The 18555-nt window shown below is 65.2% G+C and carries 21 protein-coding genes; 10 read left to right on the forward strand and 11 right to left on the reverse strand.

The annotated features are described in order from the left end of the window. Positions 1-23 precede the first annotated feature (23 nt). Positions 24-344, reverse strand: coding sequence for a hypothetical protein (locus QF031_RS03975; protein WP_307424395.1), 321 nt, complete (start codon positions 342-344; stop codon positions 24-26). Next, entirely contained in the window at positions 341-733 is a 393-nt protein-coding gene (locus tag QF031_RS03980) for a GntR family transcriptional regulator (RefSeq protein WP_307424397.1), read from the reverse strand. Before QF031_RS03980 ends, QF031_RS03975 begins: the two co-directional genes overlap by 4 nt. Before the next feature lie 384 nt (positions 734-1117). Here QF031_RS03980 and QF031_RS03985 point away from each other — a divergent pair, with 384 nt between their 5' ends. The 5 genes from QF031_RS03985 to QF031_RS04005 all read left to right on the forward strand — a co-directional run bounded on the left by QF031_RS03985 (position 1118) and on the right by QF031_RS04005 (position 4732). Then, on the forward strand, positions 1118-1813 hold the full coding sequence (locus QF031_RS03985; RefSeq protein ID WP_307424399.1) for an ABC transporter permease: 696 nt from the start codon (positions 1118-1120) through the stop codon (positions 1811-1813). 49 nt (positions 1814-1862) lie between these two features. Continuing rightward, positions 1863-2900 carry an ABC transporter substrate-binding protein gene (locus QF031_RS03990; protein WP_307424402.1) on the forward strand — a complete coding sequence of 346 codons (1038 nt, stop codon included), beginning with the start codon at positions 1863-1865 and terminating at the stop codon, positions 2898-2900. Between the two features lie 11 nt (positions 2901-2911). Continuing rightward, a complete protein-coding gene (locus QF031_RS03995) occupies positions 2912-3721 on the forward strand; it encodes an ABC transporter ATP-binding protein (RefSeq protein WP_307424407.1) in 810 nt (269 codons plus the stop codon). Between the two features lie 110 nt (positions 3722-3831). Beyond that, positions 3832-4014 (forward strand): hypothetical protein, encoded by a 183-nt coding sequence (locus tag QF031_RS04000; protein ID WP_307424411.1) that lies wholly within the window; start codon positions 3832-3834, stop codon positions 4012-4014. A 187-nt stretch (positions 4015-4201) separates the two neighbouring features. After that, positions 4202-4732, forward strand: coding sequence for a hypothetical protein (locus QF031_RS04005; RefSeq protein WP_307424414.1), 531 nt, complete (start codon positions 4202-4204; stop codon positions 4730-4732). A 201-nt stretch (positions 4733-4933) separates the two neighbouring features. Here QF031_RS04005 and QF031_RS04010 read toward each other — a convergent pair whose 3' ends face one another. The 3 genes from QF031_RS04010 to QF031_RS04020 all read right to left on the reverse strand — a co-directional run bounded on the left by QF031_RS04010 (position 4934) and on the right by QF031_RS04020 (position 7738). Next, positions 4934-6247 (reverse strand): RNA polymerase sigma factor, encoded by a 1314-nt coding sequence (locus QF031_RS04010; RefSeq protein WP_307424417.1) that lies wholly within the window; start codon positions 6245-6247, stop codon positions 4934-4936. Then, positions 6223-6558 (reverse strand): YciI family protein, encoded by a 336-nt coding sequence (locus QF031_RS04015; RefSeq protein WP_307424419.1) that lies wholly within the window; start codon positions 6556-6558, stop codon positions 6223-6225. The genes QF031_RS04010 and QF031_RS04015 overlap by 25 nt, the downstream gene beginning before the upstream one ends. A 118-nt stretch (positions 6559-6676) precedes the next feature. Beyond that, positions 6677-7738 carry a hypothetical protein gene (locus tag QF031_RS04020; protein ID WP_307424422.1) on the reverse strand — a complete coding sequence of 354 codons (1062 nt, stop codon included), beginning with the start codon at positions 7736-7738 and terminating at the stop codon, positions 6677-6679. A 223-nt stretch (positions 7739-7961) separates the two neighbouring features. On the opposite strand from QF031_RS04020, the gene QF031_RS04025 reads away from it, so the two are divergent. Next, positions 7962-9413: an FAD-dependent monooxygenase gene (locus tag QF031_RS04025; RefSeq protein ID WP_307424425.1), complete on the forward strand. Its 1452-nt coding sequence runs from the start codon at positions 7962-7964 to the stop codon at positions 9411-9413. A 41-nt stretch (positions 9414-9454) separates the two neighbouring features. Here QF031_RS04025 and QF031_RS04030 read toward each other — a convergent pair whose 3' ends face one another. Further along, positions 9455-9871 carry a VOC family protein gene (locus tag QF031_RS04030; protein WP_307424428.1) on the reverse strand — a complete coding sequence of 139 codons (417 nt, stop codon included), beginning with the start codon at positions 9869-9871 and terminating at the stop codon, positions 9455-9457. A 418-nt stretch (positions 9872-10289) separates the two neighbouring features. Continuing rightward, positions 10290-11027 (reverse strand): GAF and ANTAR domain-containing protein, encoded by a 738-nt coding sequence (locus QF031_RS04035; protein ID WP_307424432.1) that lies wholly within the window; start codon positions 11025-11027, stop codon positions 10290-10292. A gap of 141 nt (positions 11028-11168) precedes the next feature. Between QF031_RS04035 and QF031_RS04040 the strand changes: the two genes are divergently transcribed. From QF031_RS04040 to QF031_RS04050, 3 genes are all read left to right on the forward strand, one after another. Beyond that, entirely contained in the window at positions 11169-12377 is a 1209-nt protein-coding gene (locus tag QF031_RS04040; protein WP_307424435.1) for an acyltransferase family protein, read from the forward strand. Between the two features lie 229 nt (positions 12378-12606). Beyond that, positions 12607-13017, forward strand: a complete 411-nt coding sequence (locus QF031_RS04045; protein WP_307424440.1) for a hypothetical protein — start codon at positions 12607-12609, stop codon at positions 13015-13017. Next, positions 12938-13492: a glycosyltransferase gene (locus QF031_RS04050; protein ID WP_307424443.1), complete on the forward strand. Its 555-nt coding sequence runs from the start codon at positions 12938-12940 to the stop codon at positions 13490-13492. Before QF031_RS04045 ends, QF031_RS04050 begins: the two co-directional genes overlap by 80 nt. Positions 13493-13519: 27 nt before the next feature. On the opposite strand, the gene QF031_RS04055 is transcribed toward QF031_RS04050, so the two are convergent. From QF031_RS04055 to QF031_RS04070, 4 genes are all read right to left on the reverse strand, one after another. Next, positions 13520-14443 carry a cation diffusion facilitator family transporter gene (locus QF031_RS04055; protein ID WP_307424446.1) on the reverse strand — a complete coding sequence of 308 codons (924 nt, stop codon included), beginning with the start codon at positions 14441-14443 and terminating at the stop codon, positions 13520-13522. 4 nt (positions 14444-14447) lie between these two features. Continuing rightward, positions 14448-15137, reverse strand: a complete 690-nt coding sequence (locus QF031_RS04060) for a cation diffusion facilitator family transporter (RefSeq protein WP_307424449.1) — start codon at positions 15135-15137, stop codon at positions 14448-14450. Continuing rightward, positions 15134-15460 (reverse strand): ArsR/SmtB family transcription factor, encoded by a 327-nt coding sequence (locus tag QF031_RS04065; RefSeq protein WP_307424452.1) that lies wholly within the window; start codon positions 15458-15460, stop codon positions 15134-15136. The genes QF031_RS04060 and QF031_RS04065 overlap by 4 nt, the downstream gene beginning before the upstream one ends. Before the next feature lie 118 nt (positions 15461-15578). Continuing rightward, positions 15579-17114: an LCP family protein gene (locus QF031_RS04070; protein WP_307424454.1), complete on the reverse strand. Its 1536-nt coding sequence runs from the start codon at positions 17112-17114 to the stop codon at positions 15579-15581. A 200-nt stretch (positions 17115-17314) separates the two neighbouring features. Here QF031_RS04070 and ftsW point away from each other — a divergent pair, with 200 nt between their 5' ends. Further along, entirely contained in the window at positions 17315-18544 is a 1230-nt protein-coding gene (gene ftsW / locus QF031_RS04075; protein WP_307424456.1) for a putative lipid II flippase FtsW, read from the forward strand. Positions 18545-18555 lie beyond the last annotated feature (11 nt).

Below are 18555 nucleotides of genomic sequence, written 5' to 3' on the forward strand. Positions count from 1 at the left end.
CCCTCGAACCAGCCTCCGGCGGCCTATGCTGCCCCGATCTCCTGGTGCGCCAGGAAGAAACAGCCGTACCAGGTACCGACGAGCACCATCACGGACAACGGCAGCAGTAGCGGCTGCCCGGTCACGGCGATGCTGCCCACCCCGGTCAACGCAATGACGCCGCCGCAGATCAACACCCGCCGCCGGTACAGGCGGGCCTGCTCCGCCACCACGGGGCTGGCTGCATACTGTTCCGGAATCCGGACGCCGAAGGGCACCGTGCCGCTGGTGACTGAAGGCAGCACCAGCGCGAGTAGAAGAACCAGTCCCAGCAGCACGAAGCCCAGGATGATGGAAATGATCATTGCGAGTCCTCCTGCTGCATGTCACCAAATGAATCGAGCAACGTGCGGCAGACCTGGAGCACGTCTTCGGCAGGTACTCCGCGTGCGACTGCCTCTGCCAGAAGCGTCCGGGCCCGGGCTGTCCAGTCAGGGGAAATCAATTGGTCTGTCGCAGCCGCCGTCACCACGGCCCCAGTCCTGCGGCCCAGGCGGATCAGCCCTTCCTGGCGAAGGAGATCGTAGGCTTTGTTGACGGTGTGGAAGTTGATGCCGAAGTCGGCGGCGAGGGTCCGGGTGGGCGGCAGCGTGCTTCCTTCGGTGAGTGCGCCGTGCGCCATCGCTTCCACGATTTGGTCCCGGATCTGCTGGTAGATCGGCACTTCTCCGGTCAGGTCCACATTGAGGATCAACGCCCCTGCCCTCCCTTTGTTCTATTAGTTATAGAACAAAGCAAAATGCCTGCCAAGAGGTTCGTCACTGTTGCGGTTCCCGGAGTGCACTCCTCGGTTTGACTTGTGATTCAGGACACTTTATGTTGGGTGCAGATGGGGGAAAGCGCATTCCAAACGTTGCCCCACCTCTGAACACATCCAGCAATGAGGCGGAGCCATATGACAGTCGCGGCAAGTGATATGAAAACGGGCGCGGGAACCCCGGGTAAGCCAACCCGAAACCACCAGCCCCGTCGCAGGGCTAATGCACGTGCGGGGAAATGGCTCTCGGAGCTTTGGCGCCCCGCTGTTTTTGTCCTGGTACTTTTGGCGGTCTGGTGGCTCGTCACTGCCCAGGGGTGGGTGGCACCGTTCATCCTGCCCAGCCCTCAGGACACTGTCGAAACCGCGGCCAAGAACTCGGCCTATCTTCTGCAGCACACCGGCGTGACAACCTTGGAGACCGTCCTCGGCTTCATCATCGCCTTCGTAGTCGGTGAACTGGTGGCCGTACTCATGATTTATTCAAAGTCCCTGGAAAAGACTATGTATCCGCTGATCCTTTTCGCGCAGGTCATCCCCAAGATCGCCATCGCCCCGCTGTTCGTGGTGTGGCTCGGCTTCGGGCTGGAACCCAAGGTATTCGTAGCCGTGCTGATGGCATTCTTCCCGATCGTCATCTCCGGCATGGCGGGCCTGAAGTCCGTTGACCCCGAGATTTTGGAGCTCACCTCCACCATGGGTGCCAACCCCTTCAAGACCTTTTGGAAGATCCGCCTCCCAGCCTCCCTGCCGCAACTGCTGTCCGGCCTGAAGGTGGCAGCAACGCTGGCAGTCACCGGCGCCGTGGTAGGCGAATTCGTCGGAGCCAACGAGGGACTTGGCTATGTCATCCTCCAGGCCAACGGAAATATCGACACCGCCATGCTGTTCGCAGCCCTGATCATCATGTCGCTGCTCGGTGTCCTGCTCTTCGCGATCATCCAGGTGGCTGAATGGTTCCTTATTCCCTGGCACTCGTCGCGCCGAACCCTGGGTGCCTCGACCGTCTCCTCCTAGATTTTCCAACTCTCCAGTGCCACTCGCATCTAGTACTGAAGGAACTGACATGACAATCGCTCGCCGATCAATCCTCGCCGCCGGCATCGCCGCCGCAGCCCTGACTATGTCCGCCTGTGGCGGCGGTTCCGGTGCAACCGCTGGCAGCGGTGCCGGCTCCGCCGCGGCCGGGGAGACCAAGGCTGTATCACTGATGCTCAACTGGTACCCCTACGGCGAACATGCCCCGTTCTACTACGGCGTGGAACAGGGCATCTTCAAGAAGCACGGCATCGACCTGACCATCAAGGCAGGCCAGGGCTCCACCAAGACGGTCCAGGCGACGGGCCAGGGGCAGGTGGACTTCGGCTGGGCAGACACCCCCGCTGTGCTGGCCAATGTCGACAAGGGTGTCAAGGTCAAGAGCCTCGGCGTCTACCTGCAAACCACGCCCTCTGCGGTCCAGGTCTTCAGCGACTCGGGAATCAAGACCCCGGCAGACTTGAAGGGCAAGACGATTGCAGTCTCCGCAGGCGACGCCCCCACCGTCACCTTCCCGATCTTCCTCAAGGCAGCCGGCCTCAGCCCGGACGACGTAAAACAGCAGAACCTGGACGCTGCAGGCAAGATTGCCGCCGTGATGTCCAATAAGGTGGATGGGCTGATCGGCTTCGCGCATGACCAGGGACCCACCATTGCGAATAAGAGCGGTAAGCAGATGAGCTACCTGCGCTACGCCGACGCCGGTCTCAACTTTTACTCCAATGGCCTGATCTCTTCCGATTCCTACCTATCCAAGAACAAGGACGTCGCCACCCGGATGATGGCCGCCCTCTCGGAATCCTTCGAAGCCGCGGTGCAAAACCCTGAAGCTGCGGCCAAGTCGATGGACGGCAAGGACCCGCAGATTCCGCCGGCCCCGGTGGTGCTGGACCAGTGGAAGGAAACCATCAAGCTGCTTCACACGTCCGCCACCCAGGGCAAGAAGCCGGGTGTGAACGATGCGGCGGACTGGACCGCCACGATCGACACGCTCAAGGGGGCCGGGCTGCTTGAAAGCGGAGGCGACGCGGCGAAGTACTACGACTCGCAATACCAGCCGAAGTAGGAGGAAGCGACATGGCCGCCACGTTGCCGGACGTTCCCTTGACGGGCACCTCGCCCGTCGTCGGGATTGAAAATATGAATGTCACCTTTTCCTCCAAGCGCGGGAGGCTCACGGCTCTGGAAGGCATCGACCTGGCAGTTGCCCCGGGGGAGTTCCTGTCCATCGCTGGCCCGTCCGGTTGCGGCAAATCAACACTTCTGAAGGTCGTGGCCGGGCTGACCAAAGCCAGCGCCGGGAGTGTGGAGCTGCGGGGCCAGCAGGTCAAGGGCCCGCGGAGGGACATCGGATACGTGTTCCAGCGTGCGGCCCTGCTGGAATGGCGCAACGTGCGGGGCAACATCCTGCTCCAGGCCGAGATGCGTGGCATGGACCGTGCCAAGGCCGCCCGCCGCGCCGACGAACTGATCGAGATGACGGGCCTGAGCGGCTTTGAACACTCGATGCCCCATGAATTGTCAGGCGGCATGCAGCAACGCGTTTCACTGTGCCGGGCACTGCTCCATGAGCCGGACGTGCTCCTCATGGATGAGCCGTTCGGGGCGCTGGACGCGTTGACGCGTGAGCGCATGAACATCGAACTGCATCGGATCTGGCGGGAGACCGGGACCACGGTGATCCTGGTAACCCACTCGGTGGCGGAGGCCGTGTACCTGGCCAACCGGGTTGTGGTGATGAGCCCTCGCCCCGGACGGATCCTGGAAACCATCGACGTGCCGCTGGGCAACAACCGTGACTACGCACAAACCATTGAGAAACCGGAGTTTGTCCGGATTGCCGCGCGCATCCGTGACCTTCTGGGGGCAACGCACGCGGCCGAGTGAGCTTTTCCACCCTCGGCTTTGGTGGTCCCCGGGCAAGCAGTAATTGGTGCCCGGGGAGCATCCTGCCGTAAGGTTGAAGCCTCCACAGGTCTCTCAAAAAGGTCAGAATCTTGACTACTTCTCCGCATGCACCCGCGCTCGCTGCGCTCGAAAACTTTGGCTGGACAGCCCTCTCCGCCGGCGCCGCCGCCGTGCTGCTTCCGGTGATCGGACTGAAGGCACTTTCAAATGCCGTGTTCCCCAAGGCATCAAAGACACCCCCCGTCCAGGAACGCCACTACCTGATCCAGTAACGGCAGCTGCCGGAGCCCAGTGTCACGGACGCCTGGCACGCCTCCCTCACCGTCGCTTCCAGCCGGTCATGGCCGTGTAGCGTACAGGAAGATCAATCAGCCTGAGGGGGCAGCGCTTGAATATCATTTATTTCCCGGCCACCGCTCCAGCCGCGGCCTCGAACCAGGACCGGCCCAGCATCGACACGTGGCGCCAGCCGTGACCCAGCAGGCGGCTCCGCCGCTCACCCTGTTCTGGAAACTCGTCATCACGCTCGCCGCCGTCGTGGGCATGGGCACTTGTGCGGGGCTGTGGGCGCTTTACGACCACTTCCTCGCGGTCCATCCCGGCAGTGTTGCGGTGCTGCAGCAGCCGGCCGCGGAGCGGGACGCCGTGCGGCTGCAGCGCATCACACCAGGGGAAGCGGACATCGACAAGGCGAGATTCCTTGCCACCTATGACACCACCACCTTCTACGCCACGCCCGGTGAAAGCCCGGAAGACTACTGCGTCGTGGTCAAGCCGACCTATGACAGTAGGTGGTACTGGGAATCCTGCGGCACGATGTTTGACGGCCGCGACCAGCTTGCTGCCGCCACAGACCAGCAGGGACGCTACGCGATCCTGGTGCCGGACCAGTTCGACCATAAGTCCTGGGAAGCGGAAGGCTGGGTCACCGTCCACCCCAACCTGCTCATCCAACCCCTGGCTTCCTGCCACGCCCCGCTGCGGTGCTGACGTGCCGGCACGGGCTTGGACGGGCTGCGCCGCCGTAGAAATTTTTTGTTTTTTCGCATCAGGGTCTTTACGCCCTAGCCGAAGGCTATTAACGTGGAACGCGTCATAGTCCGGATGGGCGCCGGGGGCGTCCGGGAAGGGGGAGTGCATCACCGCTGACCGATACCAAAAGACAAATGACCACTACGTCGAAAGCCCCTCCTAGGAGGGGCTTTCCCTTTGCCCCTGGCGGCCGTGGCTGTCGGGCAGCCCCTCCAGCCGGGCACGGAGGAACCGCTCTTCCGCTCCGTTGTCGGTAAGGATCAGTGCCTCCTCAAAGGCCACCCGCGCGTCCCCCGGGCGGCCAAGGCGGACCAGGAAATCCCCGCGGGCGGCGGCAAGGTAGGGGTAGCGTGCCAGCTGTGGTTCTGCTCCGAGCGCATCCAGCTCCGCGAGTCCTTCCGCAAAACCTGACGCGAAGCCCAGCGCAATGGCCCGGTTCAGCTGGACCACCGGGGAGGGCCACCTTTCCACGAGCAGGTCATACAGGCCCAGGATCTCGTGCCAGTCAGTGTCCGGCCAGGACCCACTCTGGTCATGCACGGCTGTGATGGCCGCCATGAGCGCGAAGCGGCCCGGTAGCCCCGCAGCCAGCGACTCCCGCAGCAGTGACACGCCTTCCTCGATGGCCCGCCGGTCCCACTTGGACCGGTCCTGGTGCTCGAGCAAAACAATGTCCCGGTGTCCGTCCAGCCGGGCGCCGGTGCGGGCCCCGGTGAGCAGGACCAGGGCCAGGAGCCCGGCGACATCGGCATCGCCGGGAAGCAACGCGTGCAGCATTCTCGCCAGCTCAAGTCCGCGCTCCGCAAGGTCCCTGCGCATCAGATCCGCTCCCGAGGGTGCCGTATGCCCTGTGGTGTACACCAGGTACACGACTGACAGCACCCCATCCACCCGCTCGTGCAGCTCGGACGCCGCCGGCACGCGGTAGGGGATGTGCGCGGCCGCAATCTTCTTCTTCGCCCTGGTGATCCGTGCCGCCATGGTTGCCTCCGGGACCAGGAACGCCCGCGCCACCTCGGCCGTCGAGAGTCCGCACAAGAGCCGCAGGGTCAGGGCCACCTGGGCCTCAACCGCCAGCGCTGGGTGGCAGCAGGTGAAGATCAGCCGGAGCCGGTCATCCGGGATGCCCTCTTCGTCGATGGCCAGGTCTTCAACCCCAGGCTCGCCCGGGCTCAAAAGTTTTGGCAAGGCGTGCTCCGCCGTGGCTGCCCGACGGCGGGCGTCAAGGGCCCGGCGTCGCGCCGTAACCGTAAGCCACGCCCCTGTGTTCCGGGGGATACCGCTCCCGCCCCAGCTGGCCAAGGCGCTGGCATAAGCGTCCTGTACCGCCTCCTCGGCGGCGTCGATGTCACCCGCAACCCGCACCGTGGCCGCCAGCACAAATGCCCACTCCCGGCGGTGCGCATCCGCAACCGCCGCAGCAACCTCAGCGCTGGCGGTCCGGGGCATCAGCTGGCCACCCGCACCGGCCACACTTCGACTCCGACTCCAGCGGGTACCTCCTTGGCGATTTCAAGCGCTTCATCGAGGTCGGTTGCCTCGATCAGGTAGTAGCCGCCCAAGGTTTCCTTCGACTCCGCGAAGGGGCCATCGGTTACCAGGAACCCCCCGTTTCCGTCCCGCCGTATGGAGGTGGCTGTGGAGGAGGGGTGCAGGGCAGCTCCGCCGAGCAGGGACGGGCCACGCCGCTGCTGGAACTGCTGGTAGCTGGCGCTGATGGATTCCCCTTCAGCCTGCCTGGCCACCGCCTCGTCCTGGTAGATCAGGATCAGGTACTTGGACATGTCGTGCTCCTTTGCCGTGGTGACAGGACCCTATCGAGCCCCTACCCATACGACGCGCATCGGACGCACAAATCGACAACATCACAAGACCAAATTGGGCCAGCATTTCAGCTGGCCGTTACGCTAACGGCCAGGGCGGGATGGTCTCCTGATACCTAATGATGGCGGCTTTGGCCTGCTGGAACCGGGCTTCATTGCCGCTAAACATGGAGTCCTCCATAAAACTGAATCCGAACAGGCCGTTCGCCTTCAATTCAGCGACCTTTGTATCGTTGAAAAAGCCGGCCATGTCCGCGTCATACGTTGCCAGGGAGTTATTGTCCGGCTTGTAGTGCGCCAGCAGGGACAGGCCGTTTCCGTAACCGTGCAGCGTTTTCACCATCCAGGTGGTCTGCTCCACGTTCTCGTGATTGCCCATCGCCTGGAACGACTGGAAGTCCGAGTCATCCATGACGTCCTTGAAGTAGGGCAGCATTGAACGGCCACCGCCGCGTGCGGGGTCATCAAACGTTGCTGCCCACCCGCCCCAGGTCAGGGCCACGTGGGAATTAGGGGCGTACTGGTGGAACGCATCCTTTGCCTCCAGATAGGCGTCCTTCAGGGCCCGGTAGTAGCCCTGCCCCGTATCCCAGTAGTTTCCGTCCTCGCGGCACGGGTAGGTCTGGAACTCGGTGAACATGGAAACGTACAGCGGCGGTCCCGACTCGGCACCGCCGGTGTTCTTCGCCAGCTGCACCATGTCCGCCTGGAATTCACGGGACAACGGGTAGGCCTCACCGCAGACCGGCCCGTACTTGGTCGGCACGATGCCGTCCGGGCTTCCACCAGGGGTTCCCGGGCGCGGGTAGCCGTCCCAAATCACCAGATGCATTGCCTTGCCTGCCGCATAGATCTGCGGCGTTACGGCGGTCCGGTAAATGTCGAAGAACGCCATGTCTGAGCGGAAGTTGTACCAGCTGGTGATCATGTTGACGGGCGCCTCTTTGACCAGTCGGTTCTCGAGCGACCTGTAGGCCTGGGGGCCCAGGCCGAACAGGAGCCCGCCCTCAACCGTGGCCTGAGGCTGCGCGGAATCGTCCGTACTGGGGCGTGCCGTGGCGCCGGGATTTGGTCCGGTGACCGCCCACGAGGGGACGCTTCCCGCCAGGAGGATGCACACCGCAAGCAACACCGCCGGCACACGGCATCCCGCCGCCAGCCTCGGAACAAGGGCACGGAAGAAAGAGCGGATAGATGTCATCACACCTCCAGCGGACGGAAGGCCGGCTTCGAGTTCCAGCCCCGGATGGTGCGCCGGGCGGCGGGATTCCTTCCATTTCCAAAGTACCGCGCCCCGGGGGCCTTGCCGCAAGGGTCCGGGGGTACCGCATACTGGCGGTCGAAAAGGAAGGGGACGGTTGGGTATGCATGACGTCGTGATAGTGGGGAGTGGGCCCACGGGGTTGATGCTGGCGGGCGAGCTGCGGCTGGCGGGGGTGGACGCGGTTGTCCTGGAGCGGCGTTCCTCCCAGGAGCTGGCGGGTTCCCGCGGCGGCGGGATCCATTCGCGCACCATCGAGCTCCTGGACCAGCGCGGCATCGCGGACCGGTTCCTCGCCGCAGGCAAGACGCTGCAAACGGCCACGTTTGGCAGCACGCAGCTGGACCTGGCGAGCCTGCCGACCCGCCACCCCTACACGCTGGCGCTGTTCCAGAACCACATCGAGCGGCTGCTGCTTGAGTGGGTGGAGGAGTTGGGCGTGCAGATCCGCCGCGGCGTGGAGGTCACCGGCGTTTCAGCGGACGACGGCGGCGCGGAGGTTCACCTCGCGGGGGAGGGGCCGGTGCGGGCCAGGTATGTCGTGGGAGCCGACGGCGGGCGCAGCGTCGTGCGGCGGTCGGCCGGCATCCCGATGCTGGGGCCGGATGCGACCCGGAGCAGCCTCATTGCCGAGGTGAAGGTGGCGGGCGAGCCGGGCCAGCAGGGGAAGGTGGACTCCCGCGGCATCCACGGGCTGTACCCGATGGGGAACGGCGTGGTCCGGGTGGTGGTCACCGAAGCGACGCTTGGCCCCGCGGCCGAGCCCACCCTGGCGGACCTGAAGCAGACCCTGACCGATGTGTTCGGGACGGACTTTGGGGTGCACAATCCCATCTGGCTCTCGCGGTTCACCGACGCCACCCGGCAGGCCGAGTCCTACCGGAAGGGCCCGGTGTTGCTGGCCGGCGACGCAGCCCACGTCCACTCGCCGACGGGCGGCCTGGGGATCGGGCTGGGGCTGCAGGACGCCGTCAACCTCGGCTGGAAGCTGGGGCAGGTGGTGCTTGGGACCTCGGGCGAGGAGCTGCTGGACACCTACCACGCGGAGCGCCACCCGGCCGGCGCCCGGTCGCTCAAATACACCATGGCGCAGTCGCTTTTCCAGAAGGCCGACCCACGGCAGGACGCACTGCGAGACCTGCTCGGCGAGGTGCTGCGTGTGGATGGGGCGGGCACGCCCATCGCCGCACTGGTCGCCGGGCTCGATGTCACCTACGATCTGGGCCCCGGGCATCCGCTGCTGGGGCGCCGCATGCCCGACCTGGACATTTCCACTGCTTCCGGCCCGCTCCGCGTGTACTGGTTACTGCACCAGGCACGGCCGTTGCTGCTCGAGTTCGACGGCCGCGCCTTGGAGCTGGGCGCCGGGGTGGGGCGGGTGCAGCATGTCGCAGCAACGTACGACGGCGGGTGGCGGCTTCCCGTCGTCGGCGCGGTGGGGGCGCCCACGGCAGTCCTGGTCCGGCCCGACGGCTATGTCGCCTGGGTGGGCGAAGGGTCAGCGGACGGGCTGGCCGACGCCCTTCAAAAGTGGTGCGGCGGGGCCGGCCGGTAGTTCCCGCTGGTCCATGCCGGCCCCGCCAGTTGGAATTGCGTCTACTCTTTGGGACCGGCGATATTGACCAGCCACTGAACGCCGAACTTGTCGGTGCACATGCCAAAGGAGTCGCCCCAGATGGCCTTTTCCAGCGGCATTGTGACCGTGCCGCCGTCGGACAGCTTCTCCCAGTAGCCCCGCAGTTCGGCTTCATCATCGCCGCTGAGGGACACGCTGAACGCATTCCCGGGGTTGTAGTCCATCCGGGCTGGAGTATCTGATCCCATCAGGGTCAGCCCCGACGGGCTGTCGAGCTGTGCATGCATGACCAGGTTGTCTTCGGAGGGATCCTGGCTTGCCTGGAAATCGGCGAACGTGCTTACGTTCAGTTCGCCGCCGAAGACGTTCTTGTAGAACTCCATGGCCTCCCGTGCGTTGTCGCGGAAGCTCAGATAGGGGTTGAGGCGCGTGGGCATGACGGCTCCTTAATGTACGGACTTCGTTGTCGGCAGGGTCATGCTAGCAGCGCCGCCCGACGGCCGAGAAGGGGTTCCGCCCGCATAGTGTCCGCCAGTGGTGAGTCCGCCTTTCCTGGCGCCGGGCCGTTCACTGAATCATTAATCGGGGGAGATAGAGCAGGTCTTGGGTATTTAGTCCCTGTTTCCCGGCAACATGCAGTCACTAGGCTGGTCTCAGGTCAGGCAGGCGGCCTTGTTGCCGCCGGAAGAAACTCGCCATGACCACCCCGTCACATAGAGCCCTTCCGGCGCGCCTTCGCTTCCCTGGCTGACGCGGATGTGGCCCAGACAAAGGTGACTTTGGGGGTGGGCCACATTCCCGTCGCAAGCTCCGGGAGCCAGCAGCGTGGCTGGCTCCCGGGCTGGTTTTGGATTGCTACTCCTCGAAGTGGGCCTTGGCGTCCTCAGGGGCGGAAAAGCGGTTCACCAGGGTTTCGGCCAGTTCGTTGAGCTTTTGATTCCGGGTGTTGGACGCGCTGCGCAGAACCTCGAAGGCCCTGTCCTTGCTGCACTTGTTCTCCGCCATGATGATCCCGCAGGCCAGGTCAATGGCGGTTCTCGTGTCCATCGCCGCCCTCATGTTCTCGGCACGCTGTTCGGCTGACGCGATCCGGACGGCGAGCCGCAGCGCCTTGCCTGCCATGTCGGCGAACCGTTTCCCTTCGGCCACCGTCTGCTCAGTGAAGAGCCCACTAACGGGAGCAAAGAAATCAAGGACCGCGCCGGCGTCGTCCTCCATGTTCATCGGGATGCCCAAGGAGCCGGCAATGCCTGCGGCGGACAGGGCGCTGCAATACTCGGGCCACCGCGGGTCGGAGGACACATCGCCCAGGAGGACGGGCACCCTACTCTCCAGGGCTTCAATGCAGGGACCGTCACCCAGGCCCTGTTCGATGCGGTCGATCACCACCGCCCTGCCGCTGCTGCCGCCGATGGTGGCCGTGCGCTTGCGCCGGTGCAGTGTCACGGCGCATTCGATCGGCACTCCGGTGGCGCCGGTCATGGCTGCGGCCGCCAGCCCGGTCAGGCCGTCCAGCACGGATTTGATGTCCTCCATCCCGGCAATGAGGTCAACGAGCCCTTCGAAATCATCTGCGATGTCCTGGTCCACCATGTGTTCACCCTAGAAGCGGGGGCTGCAAGCCACAAGGGTGGCTCTCAACCTTCCAGGGTCAGCGCTGTCCCAGCCAACGCCCAGCCCAGTTATGGAAACGTTATATATGCTTGTTGAGTGGTTTTGAGGTTAAGCAGGGAAATGTCATCAGTCCTGTCCCGTCCGGCGCCCCCCGAAACGGGGCTGATATCGGGCCGGAAGTACGCTCTGGACGGGCTGCGGACCATCGCCGTTGCCGGAGTCTTCTTCTTCCACACCGCCACCGAATCGATGCCGGGCGGTTCCATCGGCGTGGACGTGTTCTTCACGCTCAGCGGCTTCGTCATCACGCTTTTGATCATGAAGGAACGGCTTGCCACCGGCAGGCTCCACCTTGGCGTCTTCTACGCCAAGCGGCTGGCCCGGCTCTGGCCGGCGCTGCTGGCGCTCTGCGCGGTGATCCTCGCCGTCGGCTTCCTGTTCCCTGCTTCGGGCTGGGGCGGGCAGGCGGCTTTCGTCCTTCCCGCCGCCGGCTACGTCATGAACCTGGCGCACTTTGGCATGTTCGGTGACTCCATAGCCGGGGAAACCCTCGGGCCCACCTGGACCCTGGCCGTGGAGGAGCAGTTTTACCTGGTGTGGCCGTTGCTCCTGCTGGTCATGCTCCGGTTCTGGAAGGTCCGCGCCACTGCCTTCGCCACCGTGGCACTCGCTGCCGCGTTCGTGCTCAACCGTTTCCTGCTGGTCACAGCCGGCCAGCCACTGGACCGGATCTACAACGGGCCGGACACCCGGGCCGATGAGTTGCTGATCGGCTGCGCCCTCGCCCTGCTGTTCACCGCAGTACGGCAGGGCTCGGGACTGCACAAGGTTTTACTATCGGCCTCGCACTGGGGCGCCCCGCTTGCCGGCATCGGCCTGGTGGCCGCGCTGTTCCTGCTGAAGGAACCGGACACCCCCGGCACCTGGTTCAACGTGTTCTGGACAGCAGGCCCCGCCGCGCTGGCGCTGCTGTCCGCGGTGCTGGTCGGCTCCCTGGTCCTCCAGCCGGCAGGCTTTATGTCCCGCTTTCTCAGCCACCCCTGGCTGGCCCGCCCCGGCCGCGACCTGTCCTACGGAATGTACCTTTGGCACCTCCCGGTCTACCTGCTGCTGATGCCCCTGGTCCCAACGCTGCCGCTTCGGATCGCCCTGACCGCAGCCCTTACCGTTCTCCTGGCGTACGCGTCCTTCCGCTGTGTTGAGCAGCCGCTGCGCCGCTTGGCGAACAAAAGGCTGGATCCCGCCGTCGTGCGTTCCACCCCGGAGCCCAATCCCGCCCCGGAAGGTACACGGGAAATGGAACTTGAACGGTCGGCCTCAGCGTCCTAGACCGTCAAACGCCCTGTCCCCCTGCGGTGTAGAGCAGTTACGGGACGTGTGGTCATCCACAGAAATCGGCCGGTGACCTTGTGTGGCCTGAGGGCGGAAGCTAGCTTTGGAGACCCGACAAGGGGCGCCTGCCTGCCCGGATGAAAGGCCACCACCGTTGGCTCCATATACGTTCCTAGCCCTTGGCCCAGCTTCGGCGACAGCTGACGCCGCCTGGCTCAGCCACCCAATGATCAAAGCGATCTGCCAATACGAAGGCGCCGCCATCACCGGCAAACGGTGGGGCTCGAGGGTCCTGGGAATAGGCTTCGACTCGATGGTGCTGGCCCTCAAAACCCTCAACCCGTCCGTTAAGGGGCCCTACTTTGCCACCAACCCCTGGATTGGCGCCGCGTTGCGTCTGACGGGCAGGAAAGACTTCGTAGTCACCGGAATCTACGCCGAGCCCACCAGCCTTAGCTGGAAAATCCTGCGCCGGCTGATAGGCAGTGCGCCCGTCATCAGCATGTCCGAGTCAGAGGCCCGGCCCTGGAACCGCCGACGGGGGACGCGCGTGGTGCGTGCTGTATGGGAACTCGCTCGGGTACCCGGCCCAAAAGCCGGGCGACGGTTTCCACATATTTATCGGCGGCTCATCTGACCGCGACCCCCAGGCCATCAGGGCGCTTGAGGAGGAAGTGTTGTCCAGCCCCACCCCCGTGCAGCTGGACATCGCCACTGGCGGTCCGGCCAGTGAGATCCGCAGGGGCGGGAATGTGGTCAGGCACCCCGGCTACGTGAGCCAGAAGGAGTTCGGCGAACTGCTCAGCACTGCATCCGTGGTCTTCCTTCCGCTGGCACGCGGGACCAGGGCGGCCGGTCACATGGTCCTGGTTGGCGCTGTGGAGAGTGGCATCCCCGTGGCCGTTACGCCTAATGAAGGCATGAAGGAATATGTCATTGAGCCCGGCGTTGTTCTCTGCGACCCGGACCGGGCTATCCTTCCCCAGCTCCGCGAGTTGGCCGACGCCACAAGAGGCAGGCAGTCGGAAATACGGGCTCTGTGGAAAGCTCAATTAAGTCTTGACAGCTACATTTCGCGGATCATGGAAGTGCTGGAACCCGTCCGCGTTTAGGCATGGCTGGCCGCCAGGCGCCGGAGATTAATGCGCGATGTTTTCCTGGTCGCGGTGGGCGGCCGGTTCGATCTGGAAGGTGGAGTGCTCCACGCTGACGTCGAAGTCCTGGGCCACGCAGCGCTGCAGGTCGGCCAAGATGGTGGCCGAATGACCGTCGCGCATGCACCCGTCCTGCACCGTCACATGCGCGGACAGGACGGGCACACCTGATGCCACCAGGGAGGCGTGCAGGTCATGGACGTCAATGACGTGCGGCAGCGCCAGGATGTGCCGGCGCACCTCGGCCAGGTCCAGGCCCGGGGGAGTGCTTTCCATCAGCACGTTCACCGTGTCCCGCAGCAGCTTCAGCGTGCGTGGGATGATCAGCACACCGATGAGCAGGGATACGACGGCGTCTGCCCGGGTCCAGCCCGTCAGGGCAATGACCAGCGCGGCCACGATGACGGCGATGGAGCCGAGGGCGTCGTTAAGAACCTCAAGGAAAGCGGCCTTCATGTTGAAACTGTGGTGGCGTCCCGAGGCGAGCACCAGCAGCCCCACGGCGTTTCCGGCCAGGCCGATGACGCCAAACCACAGCATCAGTGGGCCTCCGACTTCCGGCGGTTCCAACAGGCGGCGGACGCCCTCGACAATGACGAAGCCGCCCACGCCCAGCAGCAGGGCTGCCTGCCCGGCCGCGGCGAGGATCTCGGCGCGCTTGTAACCCCACGTGCGCTTGAAGGTTGGCGGTTTCAGGGCCAGCGACGCCGCGATCACCGCAATCAGCAGGCCGGCGGAGTCCGTGAACATGTGCCCGGCGTCGGCCAGCAGGGCCAGGCTGCCGGTAAGGATTGTTCCCACGATCTCAGCCACTATTACCGTGAACGTGATGGCGAAAACCAGCAGCAGTTTGCCGCGCTGGCCGTGGGGATCGGCAACGTCGTGGCTGTGGTTGTGCCCGCTGCCCACGGGGTCAACTCTTCCTGGTGGTCGGCAGGCCCAGCGGCTGCGGGGTGGGCGAAGGGGCGGTGCTGGAGCAGCCGGGGCAGCAGGCGTCCCCGCGCCACGCGTTGATGCCTTCGCGGACGGCGATGCCCGCGATGACCAGTGCTGCACCGGCGTCGGCCCACCACCAGCCCAGGGTGCTGTTCAGGACCAGGCCAACCAGCAGCACGGCGGAGAGATACGTGCACAGCAGGGTCTGTTTGGAGTCCGCGACGGCGGTCCGGGACCCGAGTTCCCGCCCTGCACGGCGCTGGGCCCAGGACAGGACGGGCATGATGACCAGGCTCAGGGCCGCGATCACGATACCCGGCAGGGAGTGCTGCGCTTCGCCGCCGCCGGCCAAGGACCGGATGGAGTCCACTGCCACGAACGCGGCCAGCGCGAAGAAGGAGACGGCGATGATCCGCAGCGTCAGGTGTTCGCGCCGCTCGGGGTCCTTCGCGGAAAACTGCCAGGAGAGCGCCAGCGCGGAGGCCACTTCCATCACGGAATCCAGGCCGAATCCGATCAGGGCGGATGAATCAGCGGCACCCCCGGCCCACAGCGCCACGACGGCCTCGATGACGTTGTACGTGATGGTCGCTGCCGCGAAGAGCCTGATCCGGCGGCTCAATACCCGCCGCCGCTCCGAGGCAGGTACCTTCAATGCGGTGGTCATGCGAAGCACTCCCCATCGGGTGCGCAGCAGGCGGGATCCACCGCCAGGACAACGCTCAGCAGGTCTTTGATGGCGTGGCCGATCCGCGCGTCCGCCAGTTCATACCGGCTCCGCCGTCCGTCCGGCACCGCCACCACCAGGCCGCAGCCGCGCAGGCAGGTCAGATGGTTGGACATGCTTTGCCGGGACACCCCCAGGCTGTCCGCCAGGTCCGATGGATAGGACGGGGACTCCGCAAGGGCCAGCAGCACGCGGGCGCGCGTTGGGTCCGAGACCGCATAGCCGAAGCGGGCCAGCACAGGGGCATGGGTGAGGGTCTGCATGCTCCCAAAGTACAGCGGGGAATGTATTCAGGCAAAACTGGATCCCGCGAGATGGCACTTAGCAGCAGTCCAGGCGCCTGGGATTGCGGTGAACTGCCATCTCGCGCGAAGGGGAGGGTTATCCCAGCGGGTTGGCCGACTGGCACTTCTGGTCGCCGCCCGTCTGCGCCACCACGCTTCCGGGGGAGTCAGCGGACGACGGCGGCGCCGCGGGCTTGGTGCCCGACGCAAAGTCCGTGCCGGCGTACAGTTGCACGCCCTGGATGTTCGCAACCTGCTGGACACTGCTTGCCGGCAGGCCGAACAGCCCTGCAACGTCCGCTGCCACGTCCTCGAATCCCGCGGAGTAGTACACCATGGTCTGGCTCGTCACCTGGGCCGGAAGCTGGGTGAGCTTGGTGAACCCGGCCTCGGTCAGCAGCCCGGCGATCGCCTTGCTGCGGCCCGTCACGCCGGTGCCGTTGGCGACGGAGACCGGCTGCAGCGACTTGTCGTAGGCAGGTGCTGCCGGCGTGGCCGGTGTCTCGGTTGGTGCTGTAGGGGCAGGCTGGCTCAGGTCCGGGCTGTTGCGCAGGGCCTTGAAGAAGTTGGACGCCGCCGGTTCATCAAGTGCCAGCCGGTTGGGGTCCTGCGGTGAGGGAACCGTGGGCGTGGTAATGAAGTTGATGTTGGCCGGATCGATGTTCTTCAGCCGGTTGGCGATGGTCAGCAGCGACGGCACCGAGGACAGCCCGGAGTCCACCGTCAGGTTCTTGGTGATGGTGTCCGCGATGATCAGCACCTTCTGCGGGTTGCCAAGGGTCCCCTCGGATTTGAGCTTGCGGCTGAGCGAGGCCAGGAAGCCCTGCTGGGCCTGGATGCGGCCCAGGTCGCCGCCGTTCGCGAAGGCGTGCCGGGTGCGGAGGAATGCCAGGGCCTGTTCCCCATGCACCTGTGAGGTGCCGGCGGGCAGGTTCAGGTGCGAATCAGGATCATTAACGGCTTCGGTCACGCAGACCTCCACGCCGCCGACGGCATTGGACAATTCCTTGACAGCGTTGAAGTCCGCCATCATGAAGTGGTCCACCTCGAGGCCCGTCAACTTGTTCACCGTGTCCACCGCGCAGCCGATTCCGGCCTGGGCCATGGCGCCGTTGATCATGGCGCTCTTCTGCTCGGGATACGTCTGGTTGGTCTTGGAATCCGTGCATTCCGGAACATCCACCAGCAGGTCGCGGGGGAAACTGACAACGTTGACGTGCTTGTTGTCCGCGGAAATGTCCAGCAGCATCATCACATCGGACTGGCCATAGCCGGACGACTGGTCCGCAGTGCCGTACTGGCTGTTGCTGCCGCTCCGGGTGTCCGAGCCCAGCACCAGGATCTGCAGCCGGTCCATGCTGTCATTCACGGCCCCTTCGGTGCGCTGCCCGCCCGCGGACAGCTGTGAGGTGCTGATGTTGGACTGCAGGCGCCAGGCCCAGTAGCCGCCGAAGGCAAGGACGCCCAAAAGCAGCACGGACACCACGGCGGTGAGGACCTTGACCCAGCCTGGGGCGCGGCGGAGAGGCCGACGGCGGCCCGAACTGGCGGCGTACAGCTCACCTTGGCCGGGGTAGGCAGCAGAGCTGGCGGCTTCCTGTTCCGGGCCGGGGGATTTTCTGGAACCGAACACGACAAAATGACCTTCGGGAGGGGACAGGTTCCCGCCACCCTACAAGCCCAAGCTGGCAATTTGCCGGAACCCTTGACTTGACGGGTGTCCCGGCCTACCCAGGCCCCGGCGTCGGCGTACGCTGTTTTTTCGGCGGTACCCGCCCGGGCCGTGGGTCCGGCCCTGCGGGAAGCCCAGTGTGCAGGCTGAGGATCGGACAGATGAGTACAGGACAAAAGGAGCGGGTGACGGGCACTCCTGCCCGGCGCGGGCTGGGCAAACTGGCGGTGTGGCTGGAGGATGACTCGCCGGGCCGCCTGCGGCCGCTGATCCTGGCGGTGGTGCTCACGCTCTCGGCGATCGGACTCGTGGAGGTGGCGTCGGCGTCGTCCGTGGAATCCGTGGCGGCAGGAAACAACCCGTACGATCTTCCCCTGAAGCAGGCCATGTGGACTGTGGCCGGCGTGGTGATCATGCTGGTGCTGGCGCGGATGCCCGTGCGCCGGGTCCGGTGGCTGGGCTGGTGGCTGCTGATCGGCTCCCTGGTTGCCCTGGTCCTGGTGCTCACCCCGCTGGGCATGTCCGTGAACGGCAACCGGAACTGGCTGAGCGTGGGAGGTTTCACTGCCCAGCCGTCCGAGTTCGCCAAGCTCTCGCTGATTGTCTGGGGTGCCGGGATCCTGGATCGGAAGCAGGCCCTGCTGGGGCAGTGGAAGCACGCGGTCATCCCCCTGGCGCCGGCCGGAGCGTTGATTATGGGCATCGTGGCGCTGGGGCACGACCTGGGCACCACCATGATCATCATGATGATCCTCGCCGCCACCATGTTCTACGGCGGCGTGCGGATGAAGGTGTTCTCCGTGGCCGGGCTGATCTGCGTGGTGCTAGCCCTGGTGCTCGCAGCCACCAGCGGCAACAGGATGGGCCGGATCTCCTCCTGGCTGGGCATGGGGTCCGACGAGGACGCGCAGGGCATGGGGTACCAGGCACAGCACGGCGCGTATGCCCTGGCCTCCGGCAGCTGGTTCGGCGTGGGCCTGGGGCAGAGCCGGCAGAAGTGGAACTGGATCCCGGAAGCCCACAACGACTTCATCTTCTCCATCCTCGGGGAGGAACTTGGCCTTGCGGGCACGCTGCTGGTGCTGGGCCTGTTCGCCATCCTGGCCATTGCCGTGTTCAAAACCATCGCCCGGACCACGGACACTTTTTCCCGGATCGTCGCCTGCAGCGTGATCACCTGGATCCTGGGGCAGGCGGTGATCAACATCGCCATGGTCAGCGGGCTGCTGCCCGTGATAGGTGTGCCGCTGCCGTTCATCTCCTACGGCGGCTCGGCCATGGTGTCCTCCCTGGCAGGGATCGGGGTGATCCTGGCGGTCACCCGCCCGGAAGGCGCGGTCCCGCCTGCCCGTCCCGTAAAGCAGGCACGGGAGCATGCACTCCAGTCCTAATGGAGCCGGCC

The sequence above is a fragment of the Pseudarthrobacter defluvii genome (assembly GCF_030816725.1).
Lineage (GTDB): Bacteria > Actinomycetota > Actinomycetes > Actinomycetales > Micrococcaceae > Arthrobacter > Arthrobacter defluvii_A.

Bases quoted from the DNA above. Each gene is read 5' to 3' on its own strand.
- QF031_RS04065 (WP_307424452.1), bottom strand. From the start codon at position 15,460: ATGCAGACCCTCACCCATGCCCCTGTGCTGGCCCGCTTCGGCTATGCG.
- QF031_RS03990 (WP_307424402.1), top strand. From the start codon at position 1,863: ATGACAATCGCTCGCCGATCAATCCTCGCCGCCGGCATCGCCGCCGCA.
- QF031_RS04025 (WP_307424425.1), top strand. From the start codon at position 7,962: ATGCATGACGTCGTGATAGTGGGGAGTGGGCCCACGGGGTTGATGCTG.
- QF031_RS04060 (WP_307424449.1), bottom strand. From the start codon at position 15,137: ATGACCACCGCATTGAAGGTACCTGCCTCGGAGCGGCGGCGGGTATTG.
- ftsW (WP_307424456.1), top strand. From the start codon at position 17,315: ATGAGTACAGGACAAAAGGAGCGGGTGACGGGCACTCCTGCCCGGCGC.
- QF031_RS04030 (WP_307424428.1), bottom strand. From the start codon at position 9,871: ATGCCCACGCGCCTCAACCCCTATCTGAGCTTCCGCGACAACGCACGG.
- QF031_RS03975 (WP_307424395.1), bottom strand. From the start codon at position 344: ATGATCATTTCCATCATCCTGGGCTTCGTGCTGCTGGGACTGGTTCTT.
- QF031_RS03995 (WP_307424407.1), top strand. From the start codon at position 2,912: ATGGCCGCCACGTTGCCGGACGTTCCCTTGACGGGCACCTCGCCCGTC.
- QF031_RS04040 (WP_307424435.1), top strand. From the start codon at position 11,169: ATGTCATCAGTCCTGTCCCGTCCGGCGCCCCCCGAAACGGGGCTGATA.
- QF031_RS04045 (WP_307424440.1), top strand. From the start codon at position 12,607: ATGATCAAAGCGATCTGCCAATACGAAGGCGCCGCCATCACCGGCAAA.
- QF031_RS04015 (WP_307424419.1), bottom strand. From the start codon at position 6,558: ATGTCCAAGTACCTGATCCTGATCTACCAGGACGAGGCGGTGGCCAGG.
- QF031_RS04035 (WP_307424432.1), bottom strand. From the start codon at position 11,027: ATGGTGGACCAGGACATCGCAGATGATTTCGAAGGGCTCGTTGACCTC.